This is a genomic window from Luteibacter aegosomatis, assembly GCF_023078455.1.
GTDB classification, from domain to species: Bacteria; Pseudomonadota; Gammaproteobacteria; order Xanthomonadales; family Rhodanobacteraceae; genus Luteibacter; species Luteibacter aegosomatis.
This window is the reverse complement of record NZ_CP095740.1, coordinates 2,411,824-2,433,367: the sequence shown is the minus strand read 5'-3', so window position 1 is coordinate 2,433,367 and position 21,544 is coordinate 2,411,824. Positions and strand designations below refer to the sequence as shown.

Genomic DNA, 21,544 nt, shown 5'->3' with positions numbered 1-21,544 from the left:
GCCATGCGTCTTAGGGAGCGGCCGCGGTCGAGCCGCGAACCTGGAGGGAGAACGGTATCTGCACCAGCCGTCCGGCGCCCTGCCCGCGCAGGTCGGCTAGAAGCTGCTCGGCAGCGATCTTGCCCATCTCGCGACTGGGCTGCTGGATGGTGGTCAGTGCCGGCCAAAGCTGGCGCGACAGCGGCGTGTCGTCGAAACCGCAGACCGACACGTCCTGCGGCACCTTCAGGCCATACTCGCCCGCCGCCCACATGACGCCGGTGGCCATGTCGTCGTTGGCGGCGAACACCGCAGTTGGCCGCTTCCGCAAGGAGAACAGCTTTCGCGCCGCTTCCACGCCGGAGGCGAAGGTAAACGCGCCCTGCACCACCAACGCCGGATCCTCGGGCAGGCCCGCGGCGGCCATCGCCTCGCGATAACCCGCGAGGCGCCAACGGCTCGCACCGTGGTCAGCGATGCCGATGACGTGGGCGATTCGCCGGTGGCCCAGGCCGATGAGGTGCTCGACCATCGCACGCGCGGCGAGTTGCTCGTCCATCGTGACGCCCAGGGCCTTGCCGCGTCGCAAGGGCGACACGCTGGCATACGGCACGCCGAGCTCGCGCAGGCGCTTCAACAGGGGCGCATAGTCGGTGATGGGAGGCGTCAGCACGACGCCATCGGGGTGGTGGTCGGAAATCAGCGCATCGACGCGACGGATGAAGTCGCTGTCGCGCATGCGCAGGGGGCGCAGCATCATGCTGTAGCGATGGGCATCGCAGGCCTCGAGCACGCCGTCCTGGATCTCCGCCAGGTAGGTCGATGCCGGGTTATCGTTGTTGTCGTACAGCATCGCGATGACGAACGAGCGATGGCCGGCCAGGCTGCGCGCCGACGGGTTCGGGCGATAGTCCATCGCTTCCATGGCGGCACGCACGCGCTCACGCGTGGCATCGGTGACGTTGGCCTCGTCGTTGAGTACGCGTGACACCGTCTTGGGCGATACGCCCGCCTTACGCGCCACATCTTCGAGGCGTACCCGCATGGATTCTCCGCTGTCGTCACACTGTCGATCGACTATGCCGTCAGGATCGGCCGCTTTTCAAGGGCGGCCCGAGCCGTCGATGCTGCAATTGCAGCATGCGGGATCCTCCCGACCGTGCCATAACTGTGCAGGGAGGGAGTATCCATGAGCTGCAACAACCCTTGCGCGAGCCAGCCACGTGCGCGCTGAGCGTGCCCCCGACGCGGGTGGCTGCGCCGTGGCGAATGGCGTGGAACGAGCGAAGGGGCCGGTAACCAGGCGGTCCACGCTGTCGTTCTGGCAGATATGGAACATGTGCTTCGGCTTCCTCGGCCTCCAGTTCGGCCTCGCACTGCAGAACGCGAACGTCAGCCGGATCTTCCAGACCCTGGGCGCGGACTTGAACGACATTCCCGCCCTGTGGATCGCCGCGCCGCTGACCGGACTGATCGTGCAGCCGATCGTCGGGCACTACTCCGATCGCACCTGGAACCGGCTCGGTCGGCGCCGGCCGTATTTTCTCGCGGGCGCCCTGTTCGCCTCGCTGGCCTTGTTATGCATGCCGAATACGCCGGCGCTGTGGATGGCCGCCGGGCTGCTGTGGATCCTGGACGCCTCCATCAACGTCTCGATGGAGCCCTTCCGCGCCCTCGTCGGCGACCAGTTGCCCGCCCGGCAGAGCCCGGCCGGCTTTGCGATGCAGAGCTTCTTCATCGGCGCGGGGGCGGTGGTCGCGTCCCTGTCGCCCTGGGGCCTCGCGAGGCTCGGCGTCGCCAACGTGGCGCCCGACGGCGGTATTCCGGACACGGTCAAGTACGCCTTCTACGTCGGCGGCGTCGTACTCCTCGGGGCAGTGCTCTGGACGATGCGGACCACCCGCGAGTACACGCCCGCGCAGTTGCGATCCTTCGCCGACGCGGTGCCCGAACGGCCACGGGCCGATGTGTCGAGCGCAGGCAAGCCGGGATGGCTGCTCGTGCTGGCCGGTGCCGCCGTGCTGGTTGCGATTCGGTACTTCTCGCTGGAGAAAGAGGTGTACTTGCTGGCCGGCGGCCTGATCGCGTTTGGCCTGTTGCTCGTCTGGCTCGGCCGCACGGCGAGCCGGGGGATGCTCCGCGAGGTGGTCGGCGATCTGTACGGCATGCCCGAATCCATGCGTCGGCTGGCGGGCGTGCAGCTGTTCTCGTGGTTCGCGCTGTTTGCGATGTGGATCTACGCCACGGCCGGCGTCACCCAGACGATTTACGGCACGTCGGATACGAGTTCGGCTATCTACAACGAGGGCGCCAACTGGGTTGGCGTGTTGTTCGCCGCGTACAACGGATTCGGCGCGCTGGCCGCCGTGGTGATTCCCCTCATGGTCCGCCGCTGGGGATTGCGCGCGAGCCATGCCATGAACCTGTGCCTCGGCGGCGCCGGCCTGCTCTCGTTCCTGTATATCCGCGATCCGCGGTGGTTGCTTGTTTCGATGGTGGGCGTCGGCTTCGCCTGGGCATCGATCCTGTCGTTGCCTTATGCACTGCTTTCCGACCATTTGCCGACGGCGAAGATGGGCGTGTACATGGGGATCTTCAACGTCTTCATCGTGATCCCGCAGGTGCTTGCCGCCAGCATTCTTGGGATGTTGCTGCGGTTGTGTTTTCACAACCAGCCGATCTGGGCGCTTGGGATCGGTGGAATCAGCCTGCTGATGGCGGGGGTATGCACGCTTTACGCGCCGACGCCGGAGAGGCGGCGTACGGCATGATCCACGCTTGACCGCCGATCCGCGCCCCGGGCGTCGAACCCGTCTCGCTCAGAACGCCTTGAACAGGCTACGGAGCACGACGGTCGCATCGGTGAAGTTCTTCACGTCGTCCATCACCTGCTGCGTTTTCGGACTCGCCAGCGCGTCGTGTACCCCCTGCTCCGATGCGAAGGTGTAGACGCCGATGGATATCCAGTGATCGGTGTCGGCGTATGGGAAGAACGCTTCCGCCGATTGGAGTCCATGCTCCTCCCAGCACGCCTTGGCCAGCCTGAAATGCTCGTTCGCGTAGTAGTCCCGATCGAATCGCACGCCCGCGTCACCCGTGCAAACCACCATCATCTTCGTCATGTTTTTCTCTCTCTTGCGATTCGCTGTGCCGAATGGGTCGCCAGTGCACGGCCGGGAACCGCCGCCTTACGCACTGAAGGGGAAACTCACGCGCTTATGCCGCCATCGACGAGAATGCCCGAGCCGGTGACGTAGGCGGCGCCCGGCCCGGCGAGGAAGGCGACGGCTTCGGCGACCTCTCGCGTCTTTCCGTAACGGGCAATGGACAGGCTCGGGAGAATGGATGGCGCGAGGGGACCGTCGGCGGGGTTCATATCGGTGTCGATCGGGCCCGGACGGACCAGATTGACGGTGATGGCACGAGGTCCCAGTTCACGGGCGAGGCCGCGAGTGAAGCTTTCCATCGCGGACTTCGTCGCCGCATACACCGCGATGCCGGCGAATGGAACGGCCAGCCCCGCATTGCTGCCGATCGTGACGATACGCCCACCGTCCGGGATGTGTTTCAGCGCCGCCTGCGTGGTCACGAACACCCCGCGCACGTTGACGTCCAGTTGCAGGTCCATCTCTTCCAGCGTCAGGTCGGGGAACGGTCCGGCAATGAGAACGCCCGCGTTATTGACCAGGATGTCGAGGCCACCCAACTCGGCGACGGTACGTTCGACCGCCGCGATCGAGGCTTTCGGACTGGCTGCGTCCGCCTGCACGGCGATGGCCTTGCGTCCCATGGCGCGAATCCCGGCGACGAGGGCCTCGGCCTTGTCGGCCGACTTTTCATAGGTGATGGCGACGTCGGCGCCGTCTTCGGCCAGTTTCAGCGCAATGGCCGCGCCGATGCCGCGCGCGGCACCCGTGACGAGGGCTCGCTTGTCGGCCAGGGGAAGGGACGAAGGGTTCATGGCAGTTCTCGTGCGGGTGAGTTATGTATCGCTCGGTATATAAATCCTACCGGCAACGTTTTCCGGGCACAAGGCCTCGGCGCACGAGACGCACCGGGACGGGCGAATTGAGTGGGTTCGGCCGCCTTGGCCATGGCGGCCTGACGTGCTTATGGGCCCTGCAAACCCACCGCACCGATGCGGTCGGGATAGCGCCCCCACCGTCCAGGGCCTTCTGGCTCAGCTAAGCCCATAACGCTTGATCTTGTACCAAAGCGCACGTTCGCTGATTTCGAGCAGCCGCGCGGCGGCGGCCTTGTTGTTGCTTGCCGCCTCGAGTGCCGATTCGATCAGCCGTCGTTCCAGCTCGTCCACGTGCGGCCGCAATGCCAATGACTGCCCGAGCGAAGCCTCGGCTGCGGATCCGGCCGTTGTCGGCGGTTCGGACACCGTCGTATGGGCCAGCTCGGCCGGAAGGTGCGCCACGGTGATGGTGTCGCCGCGGCACAGCACCATGGCCCGCTCGATGAGGTTTTCCAGCTCCCGCACGTTGCCCGGCCACGCATACGCCTGCAGGATGCCTAGGGCTTCCGGTGACATCCTCGGCGGCGCCCTGCTGAGCTCGACCGAGTACTTCTGTATGAAGTAGTCGACGAGCAGCGGGATGTCGTCGCGCCGGTCGCGAAGCAGCGGCACGTCGACGCGCACCACGTTGAGCCGGAAATAGAGGTCGCGCCGGAGCATGCCCGCTTCCACGGAATGCTGCGGTTCGCGGTTGGTCGCCGCGACGACACGCAGGTCGACGGGCGTGGCCACGTTGCTGCCCACCTTCTCGATGACCGACTCCTGCAGGACGCGCAACAGCTTCGCCTGGAGGCCGATAGGCATTTCCGTGATCTCGTCGAGAAACAGCGTGCCGCCGCTGGCGAGCTCGCATTTGCCGATGCGGTCGCGCGCCGCGCCCGTGAACGCGCCCTTGACGTGCCCGAACAGTTCACTTTCCAACAGGTCCGCCGGAATGGCGGCACAGTTGATCGGCACGAACAGGCCGCTACGACCGGAGGCGACATGGAGGGCACGGGCCACCAATTCCTTGCCGGTGCCGGTTTCGCCCACCACGAAGACGCTGCTACGTGCGGGCGCGACCTGCCTCAGCAGTTCGTAGAGCGCCTGCATGGCCTGGCTGGTGCCGACGAAGTCTCCCCAGCCGCGCGATACCTCGTCTTTCAGGAAGCGGTTTTCGCGCTGGACCACTTGCATCGTCAACGCGCGGGTGACAGCCATCTCGATGGTTTCCATCTCGAAGGGCCGTATGACGTAGTCGGCGGCGCCGACCTTCATCGCGGCGACGGCCGTCTCGATGGTTCCGTAGGCCGTCATAACGATCACCGGAATATCGCTGCCTGCGTCGCGCAAGGCAGTCAGCAGACCGATGCCGTCCAGGCGGGGCATGCGCAGGTCTGTCAACACGAGATCGAACGATCCGGACTCGATCTTCGCGAGGGCTTCCTCGCCGTCTCCGGCCTGCTCCACCGCGTGCCCCATGGACTTGAGGGCAAGCTCGAGGATGCGCCGCATCTTCGCCTCGTCGTCGACCACCAGGATCCGTTTCGTCGTCATGTGCCGGGTGTCTGCTGTTTGAAACAAAGGTTGAAGGACGCTCCACCCCATGCGCTTTCGCCGACGGACAAGGTGCCGCCGTGAGCCTGCACGATCTGTTGCACGATGGTGAGGCCCAGGCCGATACCGCCTTCCCTTCGGCTGAAAAACGGGTCGAAGACGTGCTGCCGGAATTCCGGCGGGACGCCGGGCCCGTCGTCGGCGACGCTGATCCACAGCGCGTCCTCGTCGCGATGGGTGCTGACCCGCACGCGCCCGCCCTCGCCCACGAAAGACAAGGCATTGAGAATCAGGTTGAGGAACACCTGCATGAACTGCTCGCGATCGCAGCTGAGCACGACGTCACCGCCATCGGATTGCCTCGACAGGGTCACGCCGGCGCGTTCGACACGGGATTCGAGCAAGGCGATCACGCTGTCCACGATCTCGATCACGTCGTGCGACATGAATTGCGGAGGTTGGGGACGCGCGCACTCGAGCAGGAGCGTCACCAGCCGATTCAGCCGCTCGGTTTCGCTGAAGATGAAGCCGATCAGCTCGCGCTGCCGTTCGTCGAGGTCGGGCTCCCTTTGAAGAAGCTGGGCCGAGCTGCGCAGGATCCCCATCGGGGTCCTGACCTCATGCGCCATGATCGCCGCCATCTCGCCGACCACGGCCAGCTTGCCCGCGCGGACGACCTGCTCGCGCGACTGCTCGAGCGCCTGGATCATCTCGGTATACGCTCGATGAAGCTCATCCACTTCGGACGTGGCGCGGGACGGCTTCGCCGGAAGCGAGGTCTGTCCCTGGCGAAAGCCACGGGTGAAATCCGTCAGGGACACGATCGGTGCGACGATGCGGTCGGCAAGCCGAGATGAAATCCACAGCCCCGCCAGCAAGGTGGCCAGGAGCACGCCGACCATCGCCCAGAGAAGTGCCCAGATCGGACCGTACGACACCGTGGTCGGTTCGAGCATGAGGGTATGCCACCCCAGGCCTTCGAACGGCGGTGAACCACCCGACGTGGCCGCGCCGACGAGAAGCTCTCCATACCCGAGCCCGCTTCCGTCATGGACGTACGATGTCGACCCGGCGGCGGGAAGATCCCAGCGTTTCAAATGAAGCTGCCTTAGTTCCGGCTTAGCACGAAGCGCCGACGATGCCCCGAGCACGTCGCCGTCGCGATCGACCAGGAGCAGCCCTCGCGAGCCGCGGTTCACGGCGCCATCGAGCAGATCCTGCACGGCTCGCCAGTCGAGGAAGGCGTAGAGATAGCCGATCGAGCCGTCGCCGAACGCATTGGGAATGGCGGTGCGCAACACGATGGCCTTCGTGCCCTGGCCATCGGACGACAGCGCCACCGAGATGGTATCCAGGCCCTGTCCGGGGACCGTCCGCCACCCGGATAGACCCGGTGCTTGGCCGCCGATGTAGGATGCGTCGCTGGCGGCCACCACCCGCCCCTGCATGTCGGTGCACAGCAGCGCGTCGTAGACCTTGTCCTGACCGGCGCGCAGGTTGGAGAGGAAACGCGATAGCCGCTTGTCGACGTCCTTCACCCGGATGTCCTGCATGACTTCGATGCCTCGCCAGACGCGCATGTTCTCGACATGCGAAAACAGGAAGGTGTCGATGCGCTGCATCATCGCGGTCGCGCCGAAACGGAGGTTTCCGGCGATCTCCCGTTGCAAGGCGCCGCGGAATTGGAAGAACGACAGCGCACCGACCACGGTCATCGTGCCGAGCATGGTCCAGAAAAGGAGTCGGAAGAGTGCCGATCGTGTCGTCAAGGCGGGGCCAGCTTAAGGAATGCCTGCGACAGTGTCGCAGAATCGGGCGTAGCTTATGCCATCCTCCCTCCGTCGACGTTTCGCCCCTGAAGGTATTTCCATGAGCCGGCATCCGCTTCGTCCCCTCGTCCTGGGCGTGATCGCCCTGGGGTCGGCCCTCTTCATCGCGAGCGGCGCTCGCGCGGCCGACACGACGGAAGGCGACGCATGGCGGGCGGCCCCCTACTCCCTCGGCCAGGGTTTGTATTTTCCCGGCCTGGGCCTGCGGCTCGGCGGATACGCCGACGTGCATGTCTTCGACCTGGACGGGTCGCGCGCCAATTCGAGCCTGCGCGACGTAAGCCTGTTCGTCACCAAGGACCTGGGCGACCGCTGGCAGTTCTTCACCGAACTGGCGACGTCCCGTACCGTGAACGTGACCGGCGCCGGCAATGACGGCGGCGAGGCGAAAATCGACGTGGAGCGCGTCTACGCCGACTTCCACGCGACTCCCGCCATCACGCTGCGCGTCGGCAAGTTCCTCACGCCCATCGGCGAGTGGAACCTCGTCCACGCCGATCCGCTGACCTGGACCGTCTCGCGCCCCCTTTCCACGTCCGCCGCGTTCGCCCGCCATGCGGCGGGCGCCATGGCGTTCGGAACGGTCGCCGTCAAGGGACGGGACCTCGACTATTGGTTGTTCGCGGACGACAGCAAGAACCTGGGCGTCGGCCAGGATGCGGACGATGCCTTTACCGACTACACCGGTGACCGGAGCCCGCGAAACAACTTCCGCCATGCGGTGGGCGGCCGCGTGTTGTATCACCTGGCGGGTGACAGCCTCGCGGTGGGTGCGTCCTACGTCGCCTACCAGCTGGAGGAGCCGCGGCACGACTACAAGCTTACGGGCATCGACTTCACGTGGACCACGCGGTACGTGGAGCTCACCGGGGAGGCGATCTACCGAAGCGGCGCGTCGCCGCTTTCCAGCGAGCGCGGCGGCTTCGTCGAGGCGGGCATTCCCATCGCGTCCCACCTGTATCTGATCGGCCGTGTCGAGCGGTATCACACGTCCGTACCGGAGACGACGACTCTCGTCCGAACCGAGGCGCTCAACTATCGCCCCATTCCCGGGTTGGTCCTGAAGCTGGAGCATCGCAACACCAAGGGCGGCGACATCGTCCCGGGCGGCTGGCTGGCGTCGATCTCGGTGTTGTTCTGAGCCATGCTCACGCCGCGTAACGCCGCACGCGTCCTGCTCTGCGGTCTGGCTCTCGCGGGCCAGACCGCGGGGGCGGCGCAGGTACAGGTTGCCGTCATCACGGCGCCGGCCGCCCCTCACCTGTCGTTCGATCGGGACACGCTCCGCAACGTCTATCTCAAGCGCATCTTCGTCGACGACGACGGCACCCGGTTGAGACCGGTCAACCTCCCGGCCGACTCTCCCCTGCGCGAGGCGTTCACGAGAGCCGTGCTGCATATGGCGGAACGGCCGATGCAGGATTACTGGGACCGGCAGTACTTCCAGGGCGTGAGCCCGCCTTACGTGCTCGCCTCGGATGAGGCGGTGGTTCGTTTCGTGGCGTCGACGCCCGGTGCCGTCGGCTACGTCGCGTCGTGCCATGCCGACGCGAGCATCCGTGTCGTGATGCTGCTTCCGTTGCCGCCGACGATCAACGACACGGGCCTGTGTCCCGAGCGCAACGGCGCTCCCTGAGTCCTACGTTTTTTGCAGACAATCCGTGCGTACTGCAAGAAACGAAGGGCCGATCGGCATGTAAAAATTCCGCTTTTCATCAAGTTATTCATGAACATAGGTACGATGGCATGAATATCGCTTCGTAGGGGCAACCCACCCCGGCGAACGAAGTCCCATGTCCCTGAGCCCGCTCCCGCGCCCGTCCGACCCTTGTGTGCTCGATACCGTGGAGCCCTTGCTCGCCGAGCTGCAAAGCCCGGTGTGCGTGGATGTCCTCGATGAAGGGCATCCCGATCGGAAACACGCCGAGGCATTCGTCCATCGCGTCTTCAAGCGACGCTACGGTGCCGACGTCACGACGTTCCATCCCACCCTGCTCGGCTTCCGCGACGCCACGCAGTACCGGGCCGTCGTCGGCTTTCGCGGCGGTCTCGAAGGCACGCTGTTCTCGGAACAGTACCTGGCCGACCCGGCACAGGAGATCATCGCCGATCGCCTGGGCGTGCAGATCGGCCGCCATGGACTCGTCGAGGTGGGACACCTGGCTCTCGACAGGCCGGGCGATACCCGCTGGTTGATCTCGGCCACGACCCATCACCTGCATGCGCGGGGCTACCGCTGGGTGCTCTTCACGGCGACACGCATGCTCTTCAACGCGTTCCATCGCCTCGGGCTGCATCCCATCGTGCTCACCGACGCGCAAGCTTCGCGCCTGGACGATGGCGGTCGGCACTGGGGCGATTACTACCATGCCCATCCCGTCGTCTGCGTAGGCAACATCGAATCCGGCCAGGGGAAGCTGCACCGGCATGTGGGCGATTCGCAGCCCAGGCTACGCACCCTGCTTCGCGACGCCCGGGAAAGTGCCCGTCCAGGCTGGTCGCTGCGTGCCTCGCCGTGCGGAGGCGCCTGATGCTGAACGTGCTGAAACAACTGGGGCGACACGCGTTCGAACGGCCGGAGAACGTCGCGCTGGAAGATGCCGATTGCGCGATGACCTACCGGCAGCTCTTCCGGGCGGTGGCGGAGGTCGGCGCGCATATCGCCGCCGAACGCGTTGCGGTGATGATGGGCAACGGCGTGCCATGGGCGGTCGTCGACCTGACCATCGCCCAGTGCGGTGCCGTGGCGATCCCGATACCACCTTTCTTCAGCGACGAGCAGGTCGCGCATCTGTTGACCGACGCGGCGCCGGACCTCCTCATCACCGATCGTCCCGACTACGGCGTTCCCCTGTCGCGCGTCCTGCGTCACCAGACGGTCGTCGTGGCGCATGGCGAACTCCACTTCTATACGCTTCAGCCGGCGAGCCGACGCACGCTGCCCTCCGATACCGGCAAGATCACCTACACGTCGGGCACGACCGGACAGCCGAAGGGCGTCTGCGTCACGCGAACGGCCATCGGCGAGGTGACCGAAGCGCTGGCGGACGCGGCGGCGGCATGTGCCGACGATCGAAGCCTGACGGTCCTTCCGCTGTCGACCCTGCTCGCGAACATCGGCGGGATCTACGTACCGATCGTTCGCGGTGCGACCGCCGTGCTGCCCGCCTTGGCGCAGTGCGGATTCACCGGATCGAGTGCGGTCGATCCCGGCACGTTCATCAGTGCGTTTCACCGATGGCTTCCCACCGCGACGATCCTGGTCCCGCAGTTGCTGAAGCTTGCCGTGGAATGCGCCCAGGCCGGCGCGCCGCTCCCTCCCTCCCTGCGGTTCGTCGCCGTGGGTGGCGCGCCCTGCTCCGCACCGCTGCTCGATCGCGCTCGGGCGCTCGGTATCCCCGCCTACGAGGGCTACGGCCTTTCCGAGGCGACCTCGGTCGTCAGCATGAATCGTCCCGGTAGCGAACGCGCGGGAAGCGTCGGCATGCCCTTGCCACACGCCGGGGTCCACGTGGCCGACGACGGTGAAATCGTGGTTTCCGGCGCGCTCTTCGCGGGCTACCTGGGACAGTACGAGGCGCCTCCGAAGACCTGGCACACCGGAGACATCGGGCGGCTCGACGCGGACGGCTTCCTTTACGTCAGCGGCAGGAAGAAGACCGCGTTCGCGACGGCCTTCGGGCGCAACGTATCGCCGGAGTGGGTGGAGAGTGAGCTCATCGCGACGCGAGCCATCCAGCAAGCCGCCGTCTTCGGCGAGGGGCGCGAGTTCAACGTCGCGGTCGTCGTTCCCATGCCCGGCGCCCGGCCCGATCACATCCAGGCCGCTATCGACGCGACCAACGCGCGCTTGCCCGACTACGCGCGCGTACGCGAATGGCTCCAGGCCGATGCGCCGTTCGGCGCAGCCAACGGTCTCGCGCGATCCGGTGGCGCGTTGAACCGCACCGCGATCGCCGCGCGTTATGCCCTACCCATCGAAACCCTCTACGAGAGAGGAGAGCAGCATGCCCAACCATGACCGCCTCGTGCGCGAGACGGAGGCCCATCGCCAGGCGTTCCTGTCGATTCCCATCATCCAGAGGGCGCTGCGCGGCGACGTGTCGCCACGCGAATACGTCGCCTTCCTGGGCCAGGCCTACCAGCACGTGAGGCAGACCGTTCCGCTCATGATGGGCATGGGATACCACCTGCCCGAACGGCTCCGCTGGATGCTGCCTGCCGTCGCGGAGTACATCGAGGAGGAAATCGGCCACGACCAGTGGATCCTGGACGACCTGCGCGCCTGCGGCGAGAACCCGGAGCGGATCCGCCAGGCACCGCCCATGCGCGCCACGGAACTGATGATCGCGTACGCCCACGACGGCATCGCGCGCGGCAACCCCGTGTCGTTCCTCGGCATGGTGTTCGTACTGGAAGGCGTCAGCGTCGCGCTCGCCACGCGCGCGGCCGGCGCGCTGCAGGCCGCCCTCGGTCTGCCCGAATCCGCATTCCGCTACCTCACCTCTCACGGCGCGCTCGACGTGGATCACGTCGGCTTTTACCAGCAGCTCGTCGACCGCCTGGAGGAAGACGAAGACCGGCACGTCCTCATACACGCGGCAAACCGCTTCTACGAGCTTTACGGAAACATCTTCCGCGAGATCGACGCCGCCACTTCCGAGGGAAACCTGCCATGACCATGCCCCGCTCCCTGACCGCCATCCTGGTGTCGGCATGCCTCGCCGCCCTCCCCGCCCTTTCGCATGCCGACGATGTCGACACGGCGATCAAGACCCTGGCCAGGGATTGGTCGCACGTCACGTACGAAGTGCCCAAGGCGCAGCAGGACGACGCGTACACCGCGCTCGAAACGCAAGGGTCGGCGTTGATCGCGCAATACCCGCGGCGTGCCGAGCCGCGCGTGTGGCAAGCCATCATTCTTTCCACGCATGCCGGTGAGCATGGCGGCCTGGGCGCCCTCGGCATGGCCAAGCGCGCTCGCGATCTCCTGCAGGAGGCGCAGAAGATCCAGCCCGACGTGTTGAACGGATCCATCTACACGACGCTGGGCAGTCTCTATTACCAGGTACCCGGATGGCCGCTCGGCTTCGGCGACAAGGACAAGGCCCGGTCCCTGCTCGAGAAGGCGTTGCAGGTCGATCCGGACGGTATCGATCCGAATTATTTCTACGCCGATTTCCTCTACAGGACGGGCGACAAGGCCGGCGCCATGGCCCATCTCCGGAAGGCCCTGGCGGCCTCGCCGCGAAGCGATCAGCCGCTCGCCGACAAGGGTCGGCGCGCCCAGGCGCAGAAACTCATCGACACCCTCTCCGCGGATAAATGACCATGACACTCGACCTACGTGGACAACGCATTCTTCTCACCGGGGCGGCGGGCGGCATCGGTCGCGAACTGGCGGCGGCGCTCGGTGCCAAGGGCGCGCGGCTGGGACTGCTGGGACGTACCGACGCCTCGGTAGCCAGCCTCGAACATCTCGTGGCCACACGCCGGATGGATGCGATCGTCCTCCAGGCGGACCTCACCGATGCCGCGGCTCGTCGCGCCGCGGTGGCACGCATGGCCAAGGGATTCGGCGGCGTCGACGTCCTGATCAACCTGGCGGGGGTCCTCGACTTCCGCTTCTTCGACCAGGCGGACGCCAGCGCCATTACGCAGACGATGCAGGTCAACGTCGAGGCTCCCATGCAGATGGCGCGTGAGGTACTGCCGGAAATGCTCGGGCGCGGGTCGGGGCGCATCGTCAACGTGGGCTCCGCCTTCGGCAGCATCGGCTATCCCGGATTCGCCGCCTATTCGGCGAGCAAGTTCGCGCTGCGCGGCTTCTCGCAAGCACTGCGGCGGGAGCTTTACCGCACCGGCGTGGGGGTGACCTATGTCGCGCCCAGGGCCGTCCGCACCGCGTTCAATCCCCCCGCCGTCCACCTCATGGCGGAACGGAAGCTCATGCGCATGGACGAACCCTCCTGGGTCGCGTCGCACGTCGTGCGTGCGATCGAGAAGGAGCGGAGCGAAGCCTATCTGGGCTTTCCCGAGAGCTTCTTCGCACGGCTCAACGGTATCTTTCCGTCGCTGGTCGACGGTGCGCTCGCGAAGGTTTTGCCGGATCTGTCGCACCACGCGCGAGGTGTGTCATGAGGGCCCGCAACGCCTATTTCGTGTCCTCGGACGAGCGCTTCGCCCGGGACCGGCGAAGCAGCTTGTCGATTCCCATCGGTCGCGAGGCAGGCGAAGACATCGTGGCGATGGTGACGGTCGAACGCGTCGTGGCGCACCTGGAGTGGCATGCGCTCATATGGCGCGGCCCCCTCGTGTGGATGGAAATCAGCGGAAGCTGCGCCGACATGCCCGAGGCCGTCGGAGCCCAGATACGCAATCGCATCGCCGAATGCCGGGTCAAGGGGAAAACGCGGCTCGGCATCGTTCGACACGCCGAAAGCTGCCGGTAAGCCCGCGCGGCTACGATCGTCGCGCTCCTGTCGTTCGGATCTCGCCGTCCGATGCCATCACGTGGACCCCATCACCGATGAACGATCCGATCGAAGACCGCGTGATCCGCATCATCGCCCGCCGCGCGGGCATCGATGCCGCGACCGTCGTGCCGACCGCCACCCTGCAAACGTTGGGGGTGGCTTCTTTCCACGGGATCGAGATGACTTTCGAGATCGAGGACGATTTCGACATCAACGTGCCGGTGGGAGCCTGCGATCTCACGGTGGGCACCGTGGAAGACATGGTCAGGGCCGTTCGCGAGGCGCTGGCGCCTTCGTCGAAGACGCGTTCATCGCCGTAGCCGAAGCGCTGCGGGTCGAAGCCCCCGCACTTGACCGGCGTCAACGCGCCCGTGCCGGTGCCATGCAACATGCCTTTGGAAGCCGGCAATCGCGCCATCGCTCCACGGGAGGTCGCCATGCGCGCCATCGACATCGGACGCACGCATGTCATCACCGCGCTGCCCGATACCCCGGTCGGGGACATCGCGCACCTGATGGTTGCGCACCAGGTGTCCTGCGTCGCGATCGTCGACGCCGACCATGTTCCGGTGGGCGTCATCTGCGAGCGGGACCTCGTCGTGCATCCCTGGCGCGCCCATGCGGACGTTCGGGCGACCGACATCATGTCGAAGCCCGCCGTGGTCTGTCATGTCGACGCATCGCTCGCCGAAGTCGTCCAGGCCATGGAGAGCGGTTCCATCGCCCACCTGCCCCTGGTGGACGCCGGCCGATCCCTGGTCGGGATCGTTTCCGCCACGGATGTCACAGCGGCGGTAGCCGAGCTCCTGGCGCGCCTTGCCCGTGCCCTGGCACCGGATGCGCTGACCGACCGCCCCTACGCATGAGGGCAAGTACCGTGAGCGACAAGGCGGCCCCCGAGGACGCCATGAGCATGTCCTTTTGCGCGTCCCACGGGTCGCCCTGGGTTCCGAGGTACGCCTCGCCCAGGTCGCCGCCGAAGACGCTGGCCGCCATCCACTCCAGCAGCTCGTAGACCGTGGAATGCGCCATCACGAACGTCAGCGGAAACAGGTAGCGCCAGATACCCGCCGCCGCGCGCCTGGCGAACAGCTCGAGCGTCGCAGGCATCACCAGCACGCCGTAGGAAAAATGGACGAAGCGGTCGTACCCGTTCCGGGACGGATCCGGGAATGGCCAGGACACGCCGGCCGACCGCAACCAATCCACGTAAGGAACGTTCGAGTAGGTGAAGTGCGCCCCGATTTCGTGAAGACAGAGAAGGAAAAACAACGAGAGATAGCTTGCGTACGAGAAACGAAGCCGCCGGTAGCCGTAGACGATCAACGGAAGCGCCACCGCCACGAGCGCATTCTCGAGCAGCCAGTCGTCGCGATGGAATGGCGACGTTCCCGACCAGGCGATGACCGCCAGGGACATCGCGAGCAGCACGTAATGGCTGCCCGTGTCGAACGGGCCGGCACGATCGGGACGTTCGTTCACCGGCTGTCTCCACGGGGCGTCGCGCCTTTATGTCCTGGGCGTGGCGCCGCGGTATTGACGTGCATCAACGCCGCCATGCAAGTCCTAGGGCACAAGGACCGCGGCCCCCTCCAGCGCTCCATTGCGCAGATCGGCCAATGCCTGGTTGGCCGCGGACAACGGGTAGGTCCGGGTCGTCGTGCGGATGCCCCGACAGACCGACGAAGCGAAGAAGCGACGTGCGTCGTCCCGAGTGAGGTTGGCCACCGACGAGATCTCCCGCTCCTCCCACAGCCACCGATACGGAAACGACGGAATATCGCTCATGTGGATGCCGGCGCAGACGACTTTCCCACCCTTGCGCACGGCACGCAGCGCCGTGGGCACGAGCGATCCGTCCGGCGCGAACAACAGGGCCGCATCCAGCGGTTCGGGAGGCATCTTGTCCGATCCGCCGACCCAGGCGGCTCCCAGGCGTCGCGCGAACGCCTGTGTCGCCGTGTCACCGGGACGCGTGAACGCAAACACCGTCCGTCGCTGGGCGACGGCCATCTGGGCAACGATATGGGCCGCCGCGCCGAACCCGTACAGCCCTATCCGCATGGCCCGGTCCGTTTTCTCCAGCGCCCGCCAGCCGATCAGGCCGGCACACAGCAACGGCGCGGTGGCGACGGGATCGGCGTCCGCCGTGAGCCGGACGCCGTAGGCCGCGTTCACGATCACATGGGTGGCGAAGCCGCCGGGACGCGTGTATCCCGTGAAGGTCGCACGGTCGCAGAGGTTTTCACGACCCTCGAGGCAGTACTCGCATCGCTGGCACGTACCGGCCAGCCAGGGCACGCCCATCCGGTCGCCTTCGCGCACGTCGTCGACGCCCGCACCCACGGCGATCACCGTGCCGACGCATTCGTGGCCCGGAATGACCGGCCTTGCGATGTGCGGCAGCTCGTCATCCACCACGTGCAGATCGGTACGGCATACGCCGCAGGCCTCCACACGCAGGAGTACCTCGCCGCGCGAAGGCGACGGCATGGCGAGGCGACGCGGAACCAAGGGCTCGCCCGCGCGCTCCTGCACCATGGCCAGCATCGTATCGCCGGCCACGCCCGTGCACGGGCTGCCCGCTTGCCGGAGATCCCCTCGTGCGGGCCACGCGGGGGCCATCTCGCCGGTCGCGGACAGGCCCGGATAGACCCTCAGGGACGGCGTGGTCTCGATACGCACCATCGTGTTTCCTAGTGCGAAAAAAGGACCGGAATGCGGGAGTGCGCGAGCAGTTCGCGGGTGACGCCCCCGATGGCCCACTCACGCAGCCGGCTATGCCCGTAGCCTCCCGCGACGATCAGGTGCGAATGCGAGGCGCTGGCATGCTCCATGATGCGTGCCGCGGTGCTTTCGTCGCCGGACAGCTTGAGGGATACGGGCTCCGCGACGACGCCATGGCGCGCCAGGAGCGCGACCGGTTCCGCGGGGTCCGAGGTATAGGCGTCCTTCACCGAGGCTACCGACACCGCCTCGCAGCCTTTCAGCAGCGGCAGTGCGTCGTGGATGGCCCGAACGCATTCGCGCGTATCCGCCCAGGCCACCGTCGCCCGGCGAGGAGGCAGGACCGGCTCCGCCCCATGCGGGACGACCAATACGGGAAGCCCGGTTTCGAACAGCAACCCGCTGAAATAGCGGCATGACGAGGCCCCGTCGCCGTCGTGGGGATCCAGACCGCCGATCACGACCATGTCGCGGCAGCGCGCCGCCTGTGCCGCCAGCGACGACGGCTCGATGTACAGGGATTCCAGCGCGTGCACTTCACCCGTGACGTGCGCCCGCTTGAGATGTTCGCGCCAGGCCGCGGCCTGGGTCTTGGCTTCGTCACGAATGGTGTCGTAGGCCTCGATGAATGCCGAGTCGGGCACCAGCGACCAGCTGTCCACCAGCGGTGTCGGCATCAGGAGCAGTTGCAGCAGGTCGACGCGTGAGCCGAAAGCGCGCGCCAGCTGGATGGCGGCGTCCACAGCGGCGCGATCGCTCGCCGTTTCGGTCAGCGCCACGGCGATGTCGGGGTAGGCCTGCTGCGTCGGCGGCTTCGTGGATGGCATGGGTTGGGCAACGGACGTCGTCATGGCCGGTCCTCAATGCGTGGTGGAGAGTTGCAGCGTATGCATGACCAGGGTGGCATCACTGGAATCCGGAACACGGGTGAACCCGAGGTGTCGAGCGAGTTCCTCCATCTCGTGGTTTTCCGCCAGATCGATCGAATACATCGTCTGGAAACCGTTACGCCGCGCCGTGTCGATCAGGTGGTGCATCAGGGCGACCGCGAGCCCTCGGTGTCGCCAGTCGTCCGCCACCGTCACCGCGCATTCGCAGCGCGTACGGTCCGACGCGGAGGCATAGCGGCTTATCCCGACTTCGCGCAACTCGCCGTTATCGTGCGCGAGGGCGACATAGGCGACCCGGGTCACCCCATCGGTGTCCATGAGGCTATCGAGCAACGGTGACGATGCCTCGCGCATCTCTCCGAGGAACCGGCATCGACGCGATTCGGGCGACAGCCTCCGGATGAAGGTCTGCTCGCGTTCGCGGTCTTCCGGGCGCAGCGGCCGGATAAGCACCGGGGTACCGTCGTTCAGGGTCGTGACGGCATGTTCGCCGGCCACCGGGGGAAACGGACTGTGCGACGACGAGGGCGTGGACGTGGCGTGGGTCATGGATGCGATCTCTCTGGGTCGTGGAGCGTCAGTGGGAAAAAAGCACCGGGATGGACGCGTTGCGAAACAAGGTCCGCGTCGTGCCGCCGAGAACCCAGCGGCGAACGCGGCTGTGTCCATAGCCACCCGCGACGATGAGCTGCGTGCGCGAACGGTTGGCTCGCTGAAGGATCACCTGCCCCTTCGACCGCCCCCGCGAGCGCTCCACCGCGACGCTGCAGCGAACGCCATGGCGCTCCAGGTGCGCGGCGATGCCCGCGCCGAACTCCCCGGCGCGCTCCGTGGTACTGGGCGTCGGATCCACCATGAGAACGTCCACGCGATCGGCCTTCGCCAGCAAGGGCATCGCGTCGTTGACCGCGCGAATCGCCTGTGGCGACGGCGACCACGCCACCAGTACCCGTCGAGGCGGTGCCGCCGCCGTCTTGAAGTCCGGCGGAACGACGACGACCGGCCGTCCGGATTCGACGAGCGTCGTGGCGAACTGCACGTAGGCCATGTGGCGGTCCATCGACGCGCTCGATGGCCGTCCCATCACGGCGAGATCGGCAAGGCGCGCCTCGCGAGCCGCCAGCGCGGCCGTGGTCGTTCCGAGTGCCTCGATGACGCACGCCGTCGCCGTGATGCCCTGGCTTTCGAGCATGCTCCGCAAGGCGTCGCAATACGCCTGGCCCCGGGTTCGGGCGTCGGCCACGGCATCGAGGTAACTGAGGTCCGGCATCATCGCCCAGACATCGGTGGCGGGGGCCTTCACCTGCACCACGCGCGCGATCGCCAGCGCCGCCTGGTGTTCCCTGGCGACCAGCGCCGCGAAGCCTCCCGCCGCGATATCCGCCGGCGATTCCAGGGCCACGAGGAGTACGCGGGACAGGCCCGCGCCCGGCCATGGCGCGCGTGTCGCCGCGTGGGTGGCGGTATCGACCATGGGGATACTCCGTGCTTCGAAGCGGGCTTGCGACGAGGTATAGGCCAGCGCGAACGGCAGGCTCTTGATCGTCGTCAACCGCCGTGGCCTGGCGTTCAACGCTGCCAGACGATCCGTGGCAGCTCCGCGGGAAGAAAGGCGTCGTCGTGCCAGGGCCGCACACGGACGGTGTAGTCGTCCGCCGGGCGAATGGCGGGAAGCATGGCAACGAATTCGTAACCGCCGGTGGAGCCGCCGATCGGGGAACCGACCTGCATCGGCACGCATTGCCGGGGCATGCCATGCCGTTCGTCGGCATAGAGCTCGGCCCTTACCCATTCCCGTCGCATGCCGCCCAGGTACACGTGCGCGCGGAATCGCCAGGCGTCCCCGTCGAGCACCACGTCCACGTCGTCCAGTCGGACCTCGTGCCAGTGCGAGGAGACGTCCCGCGCCCAGACCGCCAGGCTCTCGTGTTCCGACCGGCGGCGTAGCGCCCGTGCCGCGGGAAGGTAAAAATCCTCCAGATAACCGAGCAGCATCCGGTTGCTGCTGAAGTGTGGCGCAAGCCGGGACATGCTCGCGCGCATGCGCTGGACCCAATGCGTCGGCAGCCCGTGCGCATTGCGCTCGTAGAAGCACGGAACGACCTCGTCCTCGAGGAGGCGATACAGGGTCGAGGCGTCCTCCGTATCGTTACCCGCGGCGGGAATCGCCCATCCGCAGGCCGCGTCATAGGCTTCCGCCCACCAACCGTCGAGCGTGGAAACGTTCAGGCCGCCGTTCGCCAGCGTCTTCATGCCGCTGGTTCCGCATGCCTCCCAAGGCGTCCTCGGCGTATTGAGCCACACGTCCACGCCCTGGACGAGGCGCTGGGCGAGCGCGAGGTCGTAATCCTCCAGGAAGACGGCACGCCCGAGCACGTCGGGACGCCGGGTGAACGCCACCCATGCCTGCACCTGGTGCTTGCCTTCGACATCCTCCGGATGCGCCTTGCCCGCGACGATCAGCTGCAGGGGGCGCGAGGGGTTCGTCAGCAGGCGGATCAATCGCGGGGGATCCTGGAGCAACAGGTTCATGCGCTTGTATCCGGTAAAGCGCCGCGCCATGCCCAGCGTCAACACGTTCGGGTCCAGCCCCCCTCGCACGCCGGCCGCCTGTGCTGTCGATTCGCGGCCAAGGCCCGACTGAAGATCCACGCGCTCGCGTGCGTAACGCACCAGCTCAGCCCGCTGCCTCGCCGCAAGATTCCACAAGGCGGCGTCGTCGGTAGCCGCCACGGCGGCTTCGAGGCAACGGAGGTCGCCGCGCCATCGGCCCTTGCCGCAGGCGGCGGTCCACAAGGCGTCCGCCTGCGCCGAATCCCACGACGGCACGTGGACACCGTTGGTGACGTGGCGCACGGGCACGTCGGCCAGCGGCCATCGCGGGTACAGCCGGGCGAAGAGCCGGCGGCTTACCTCGCCGTGCAGCCGGCTCACCGCGCTCGCCTGCGCACAGCCACGCAGGGCCAGGTACGTCATGTTGAACGGTTCGCTGTCGTCCGAGGGATCCGCGCGGCCGAGCGCGAGAAGGTCGTGGAGGGACAGCCGGCAGTCGGCGAGGAGACGCTGGGCGTACTTCTCGACCAGCGACGGCGAAAACGCATCGAACCCCGAGGCGACCGGCGTATGCGTGGTGAACACGTTGCCGGCGCGCGTGGCCCACCAGGCCTCCTCGAACGGTACATCCCTCGCATGCATGTACCGCCTGGCACGTTCGAGTGCCGCCAGTGCCGCGTGTCCCTCGTTCAGGTGCGACACCGCATCGTCCTTTCCCAGCAACGCCAGCAGGCTCCAGCCGCCGATGCCGAGCACCACTTCCTGCAGGAGACGCATCTCGACGCCTCCGCCGTACAGCTTGGCGGTGATGCCGCGGTCGACGGCACCGTTGAGTACGTGGTTGCTGTCGAGCAGGTAAAGCGCGGCGCGGCCCACCTGCGCCTGCCAGACGCGCAATCGCAGCATCCTGCCCGGCAACGGAACCGTCACCTCCAGCCACGATCCGTCCGTGCCCAGTGCCGGCTGTATGGGCAGGCTGACGGGATCGTTGTACGGAAACGCTTCGCGTTGGTTTCCCGAAGCGTCGATCGTCTGCCTGACATACCCCTCCTGGTAGAGCAGGCCGATGCCCGTCATGGGAACGCCAAGATCGCTGGCCGTCTTCAGGTAGTCGCCAGCGAGCACGCCCAGGCCTCCCGCATACAGGGGCAACGCTTCGCTCAGGCCGAATTCCATGCTGAAGAACGCGACGCCGGACGGCACATCGACCGGCCATCGGGACGCGCACAGACCCGACGTGCGCAGGTAGCCGGCGCGCTCATCCGTCGCCGTCGCCAGGCTCGCCAGAAAGGCCTCGTCCGAGCGTAGCTGTTCGAGTCGGGCCTGCGGCACGTTCTGAAGCACCACCCACGGATTGTGCGTGGCGTTCCAGAGTTCCGCGTCGACCCGTTGCCACAGCGCGTCCACGGCATGGTTCCAGGTCCAACGCAAGTCGAGCGCCAGCTCGGTCAGGGCTTCCAGGCCGGGAGGGAGGGTGCGCGGCGATACCCGGTGCATACGACGGCATTTCGTTCCGGACGGCGGTTTCGG

At 66.7% G+C, this 21,544-nt stretch carries 22 protein-coding genes; 11 read left to right on the top strand and 11 right to left on the bottom strand.

Features of this window, described 5'->3' with window-relative positions; translation table 11 throughout:
• Positions 1-10: 10 nt before the first annotated feature.
• Positions 11-1,024 (bottom strand): LacI family DNA-binding transcriptional regulator, encoded by a 1,014-nt coding sequence (locus L2Y94_RS10955; RefSeq protein WP_247366469.1) that lies wholly within the window; start codon positions 1,022-1,024, stop codon positions 11-13.
• 292 nt (positions 1,025-1,316) lie between these two features.
• On the opposite strand from L2Y94_RS10955, the gene L2Y94_RS10950 reads away from it, so the two are divergent.
• The gene (locus L2Y94_RS10950) at positions 1,317-2,750 is read left to right on the top strand and encodes an MFS transporter (RefSeq protein ID WP_247375208.1); all 1,434 of its coding nucleotides are present in this window, start codon (positions 1,317-1,319) and stop codon (positions 2,748-2,750) included.
• Positions 2,751-2,798: 48 nt separating this feature from the next.
• Here the strand turns inward: L2Y94_RS10950 and L2Y94_RS10945 are convergent, their stop codons facing one another.
• From L2Y94_RS10945 to L2Y94_RS10930, 4 genes are all read right to left on the bottom strand, one after another.
• A complete protein-coding gene (locus L2Y94_RS10945; protein WP_247366468.1) occupies positions 2,799-3,101 on the bottom strand; it encodes an EthD family reductase in 303 nt (100 codons plus the stop codon).
• An 86-nt stretch (positions 3,102-3,187) separates the two neighbouring features.
• Positions 3,188-3,940, bottom strand: a complete 753-nt coding sequence (locus tag L2Y94_RS10940) for an SDR family oxidoreductase (protein WP_247366467.1) — start codon at positions 3,938-3,940, stop codon at positions 3,188-3,190.
• Positions 3,941-4,159: 219 nt separating this feature from the next.
• Positions 4,160-5,590, bottom strand: coding sequence for a sigma-54-dependent transcriptional regulator (locus tag L2Y94_RS10935; protein WP_247366466.1), 1,431 nt, complete (start codon positions 5,588-5,590; stop codon positions 4,160-4,162).
• On the bottom strand, positions 5,536-7,308 hold the full coding sequence (locus L2Y94_RS10930) for a sensor histidine kinase (RefSeq protein ID WP_247366465.1): 1,773 nt from the start codon (positions 7,306-7,308) through the stop codon (positions 5,536-5,538). The genes L2Y94_RS10935 and L2Y94_RS10930 overlap by 55 nt, the downstream gene beginning before the upstream one ends.
• 100 nt (positions 7,309-7,408) lie before the next feature.
• Here L2Y94_RS10930 and L2Y94_RS10925 point away from each other — a divergent pair, with 100 nt between their 5' ends.
• From L2Y94_RS10925 to L2Y94_RS10880, 10 genes are all read left to right on the top strand, one after another.
• The gene (locus L2Y94_RS10925) at positions 7,409-8,509 is read left to right on the top strand and encodes a porin (protein WP_247366464.1); all 1,101 of its coding nucleotides are present in this window, start codon (positions 7,409-7,411) and stop codon (positions 8,507-8,509) included.
• A gap of 3 nt (positions 8,510-8,512) precedes the next feature.
• The gene (locus L2Y94_RS10920) at positions 8,513-9,004 is read left to right on the top strand and encodes a type 2 periplasmic-binding domain-containing protein (protein ID WP_247366463.1); all 492 of its coding nucleotides are present in this window, start codon (positions 8,513-8,515) and stop codon (positions 9,002-9,004) included.
• Between the two features lie 157 nt (positions 9,005-9,161).
• Positions 9,162-9,899 (top strand): thermostable hemolysin, encoded by a 738-nt coding sequence (locus L2Y94_RS10915; RefSeq protein ID WP_247366462.1) that lies wholly within the window; start codon positions 9,162-9,164, stop codon positions 9,897-9,899.
• A complete protein-coding gene (locus L2Y94_RS10910; RefSeq protein WP_247366461.1) occupies positions 9,899-11,389 on the top strand; it encodes an AMP-binding protein in 1,491 nt (496 codons plus the stop codon). Before L2Y94_RS10915 ends, L2Y94_RS10910 begins: the two co-directional genes overlap by 1 nt.
• Positions 11,376-12,047: an iron-containing redox enzyme family protein gene (locus L2Y94_RS10905; RefSeq protein WP_247366460.1), complete on the top strand. Its 672-nt coding sequence runs from the start codon at positions 11,376-11,378 to the stop codon at positions 12,045-12,047. Before L2Y94_RS10910 ends, L2Y94_RS10905 begins: the two co-directional genes overlap by 14 nt.
• Positions 12,044-12,697, top strand: coding sequence for a tetratricopeptide repeat protein (locus L2Y94_RS10900; protein ID WP_247366459.1), 654 nt, complete (start codon positions 12,044-12,046; stop codon positions 12,695-12,697). The genes L2Y94_RS10905 and L2Y94_RS10900 overlap by 4 nt, the downstream gene beginning before the upstream one ends.
• Before the next feature lie 2 nt (positions 12,698-12,699).
• Positions 12,700-13,509: an SDR family oxidoreductase gene (locus L2Y94_RS10895; RefSeq protein WP_247366458.1), complete on the top strand. Its 810-nt coding sequence runs from the start codon at positions 12,700-12,702 to the stop codon at positions 13,507-13,509.
• Positions 13,506-13,820: a hypothetical protein gene (locus tag L2Y94_RS10890; RefSeq protein WP_247366457.1), complete on the top strand. Its 315-nt coding sequence runs from the start codon at positions 13,506-13,508 to the stop codon at positions 13,818-13,820. Before L2Y94_RS10895 ends, L2Y94_RS10890 begins: the two co-directional genes overlap by 4 nt.
• 77 nt (positions 13,821-13,897) lie before the next feature.
• Positions 13,898-14,164 (top strand): acyl carrier protein, encoded by a 267-nt coding sequence (locus L2Y94_RS10885; protein WP_247366456.1) that lies wholly within the window; start codon positions 13,898-13,900, stop codon positions 14,162-14,164.
• A 117-nt stretch (positions 14,165-14,281) separates the two neighbouring features.
• Complete coding sequence (locus tag L2Y94_RS10880; protein ID WP_247366455.1) at positions 14,282-14,710, top strand: CBS domain-containing protein; 429 nt, start codon at positions 14,282-14,284, stop codon at positions 14,708-14,710.
• On the opposite strand, the gene L2Y94_RS10875 is transcribed toward L2Y94_RS10880, so the two are convergent.
• The 6 genes from L2Y94_RS10875 to glgP all read right to left on the bottom strand — a co-directional run bounded on the left by L2Y94_RS10875 (position 14,628) and on the right by glgP (position 21,511).
• Complete coding sequence (locus L2Y94_RS10875; RefSeq protein WP_247366454.1) at positions 14,628-15,326, bottom strand: DUF2238 domain-containing protein; 699 nt, start codon at positions 15,324-15,326, stop codon at positions 14,628-14,630. The two genes, L2Y94_RS10880 and L2Y94_RS10875, sit on opposite strands and share 83 nt — an antisense overlap.
• Before the next feature lie 84 nt (positions 15,327-15,410).
• On the bottom strand, positions 15,411-16,532 hold the full coding sequence (locus L2Y94_RS10870) for a zinc-dependent alcohol dehydrogenase family protein (protein ID WP_247366453.1): 1,122 nt from the start codon (positions 16,530-16,532) through the stop codon (positions 15,411-15,413).
• 8 nt (positions 16,533-16,540) lie between these two features.
• The gene (locus tag L2Y94_RS10865) at positions 16,541-17,422 is read right to left on the bottom strand and encodes a universal stress protein (protein WP_247366452.1); all 882 of its coding nucleotides are present in this window, start codon (positions 17,420-17,422) and stop codon (positions 16,541-16,543) included.
• Between the two features lie 9 nt (positions 17,423-17,431).
• Positions 17,432-18,010 carry a GNAT family N-acetyltransferase gene (locus L2Y94_RS10860; protein ID WP_247366450.1) on the bottom strand — a complete coding sequence of 193 codons (579 nt, stop codon included), beginning with the start codon at positions 18,008-18,010 and terminating at the stop codon, positions 17,432-17,434.
• A gap of 28 nt (positions 18,011-18,038) precedes the next feature.
• On the bottom strand, positions 18,039-19,034 hold the full coding sequence (locus tag L2Y94_RS10855; RefSeq protein ID WP_247366449.1) for a universal stress protein: 996 nt from the start codon (positions 19,032-19,034) through the stop codon (positions 18,039-18,041).
• Positions 19,031-21,511 carry an alpha-glucan family phosphorylase gene (gene glgP / locus L2Y94_RS10850; protein WP_247366448.1) on the bottom strand — a complete coding sequence of 827 codons (2,481 nt, stop codon included), beginning with the start codon at positions 21,509-21,511 and terminating at the stop codon, positions 19,031-19,033. The genes L2Y94_RS10855 and glgP overlap by 4 nt, the downstream gene beginning before the upstream one ends.
• Positions 21,512-21,544: the final 33 nt, after the last annotated feature.

Excerpts from the sequence above, each read along its gene's own strand:
- L2Y94_RS10890 (WP_247366457.1), top strand. The coding sequence starts at position 13,506 with ATGAGGGCCCGCAACGCCTATTTCGTGTCCTCGGACGAGCGCTTCGCC.
- L2Y94_RS10905 (WP_247366460.1), top strand. The coding sequence starts at position 11,376 with ATGCCCAACCATGACCGCCTCGTGCGCGAGACGGAGGCCCATCGCCAG.
- L2Y94_RS10900 (WP_247366459.1), top strand. The coding sequence starts at position 12,044 with ATGACCATGCCCCGCTCCCTGACCGCCATCCTGGTGTCGGCATGCCTC.
- L2Y94_RS10885 (WP_247366456.1), top strand. The coding sequence starts at position 13,898 with ATGAACGATCCGATCGAAGACCGCGTGATCCGCATCATCGCCCGCCGC.
- L2Y94_RS10915 (WP_247366462.1), top strand. The coding sequence starts at position 9,162 with ATGTCCCTGAGCCCGCTCCCGCGCCCGTCCGACCCTTGTGTGCTCGAT.
- L2Y94_RS10955 (WP_247366469.1), bottom strand. The coding sequence starts at position 1,024 with ATGCGGGTACGCCTCGAAGATGTGGCGCGTAAGGCGGGCGTATCGCCC.
- L2Y94_RS10925 (WP_247366464.1), top strand. The coding sequence starts at position 7,409 with ATGAGCCGGCATCCGCTTCGTCCCCTCGTCCTGGGCGTGATCGCCCTG.
- L2Y94_RS10950 (WP_247375208.1), top strand. The coding sequence starts at position 1,317 with ATGTGCTTCGGCTTCCTCGGCCTCCAGTTCGGCCTCGCACTGCAGAAC.
- L2Y94_RS10940 (WP_247366467.1), bottom strand. The coding sequence starts at position 3,940 with ATGAACCCTTCGTCCCTTCCCCTGGCCGACAAGCGAGCCCTCGTCACG.
- L2Y94_RS10920 (WP_247366463.1), top strand. The coding sequence starts at position 8,513 with ATGCTCACGCCGCGTAACGCCGCACGCGTCCTGCTCTGCGGTCTGGCT.
- L2Y94_RS10860 (WP_247366450.1), bottom strand. The coding sequence starts at position 18,010 with ATGACCCACGCCACGTCCACGCCCTCGTCGTCGCACAGTCCGTTTCCC.
- L2Y94_RS10895 (WP_247366458.1), top strand. The coding sequence starts at position 12,700 with ATGACACTCGACCTACGTGGACAACGCATTCTTCTCACCGGGGCGGCG.
- L2Y94_RS10870 (WP_247366453.1), bottom strand. The coding sequence starts at position 16,532 with ATGGTGCGTATCGAGACCACGCCGTCCCTGAGGGTCTATCCGGGCCTG.
- L2Y94_RS10935 (WP_247366466.1), bottom strand. The coding sequence starts at position 5,590 with ATGGGGTGGAGCGTCCTTCAACCTTTGTTTCAAACAGCAGACACCCGG.
- L2Y94_RS10910 (WP_247366461.1), top strand. The coding sequence starts at position 9,899 with ATGCTGAACGTGCTGAAACAACTGGGGCGACACGCGTTCGAACGGCCG.
- L2Y94_RS10880 (WP_247366455.1), top strand. The coding sequence starts at position 14,282 with ATGCGCGCCATCGACATCGGACGCACGCATGTCATCACCGCGCTGCCC.
- glgP (WP_247366448.1), bottom strand. The coding sequence starts at position 21,511 with ATGCACCGGGTATCGCCGCGCACCCTCCCTCCCGGCCTGGAAGCCCTG.
- L2Y94_RS10865 (WP_247366452.1), bottom strand. The coding sequence starts at position 17,422 with ATGACGACGTCCGTTGCCCAACCCATGCCATCCACGAAGCCGCCGACG.
- L2Y94_RS10945 (WP_247366468.1), bottom strand. The coding sequence starts at position 3,101 with ATGACGAAGATGATGGTGGTTTGCACGGGTGACGCGGGCGTGCGATTC.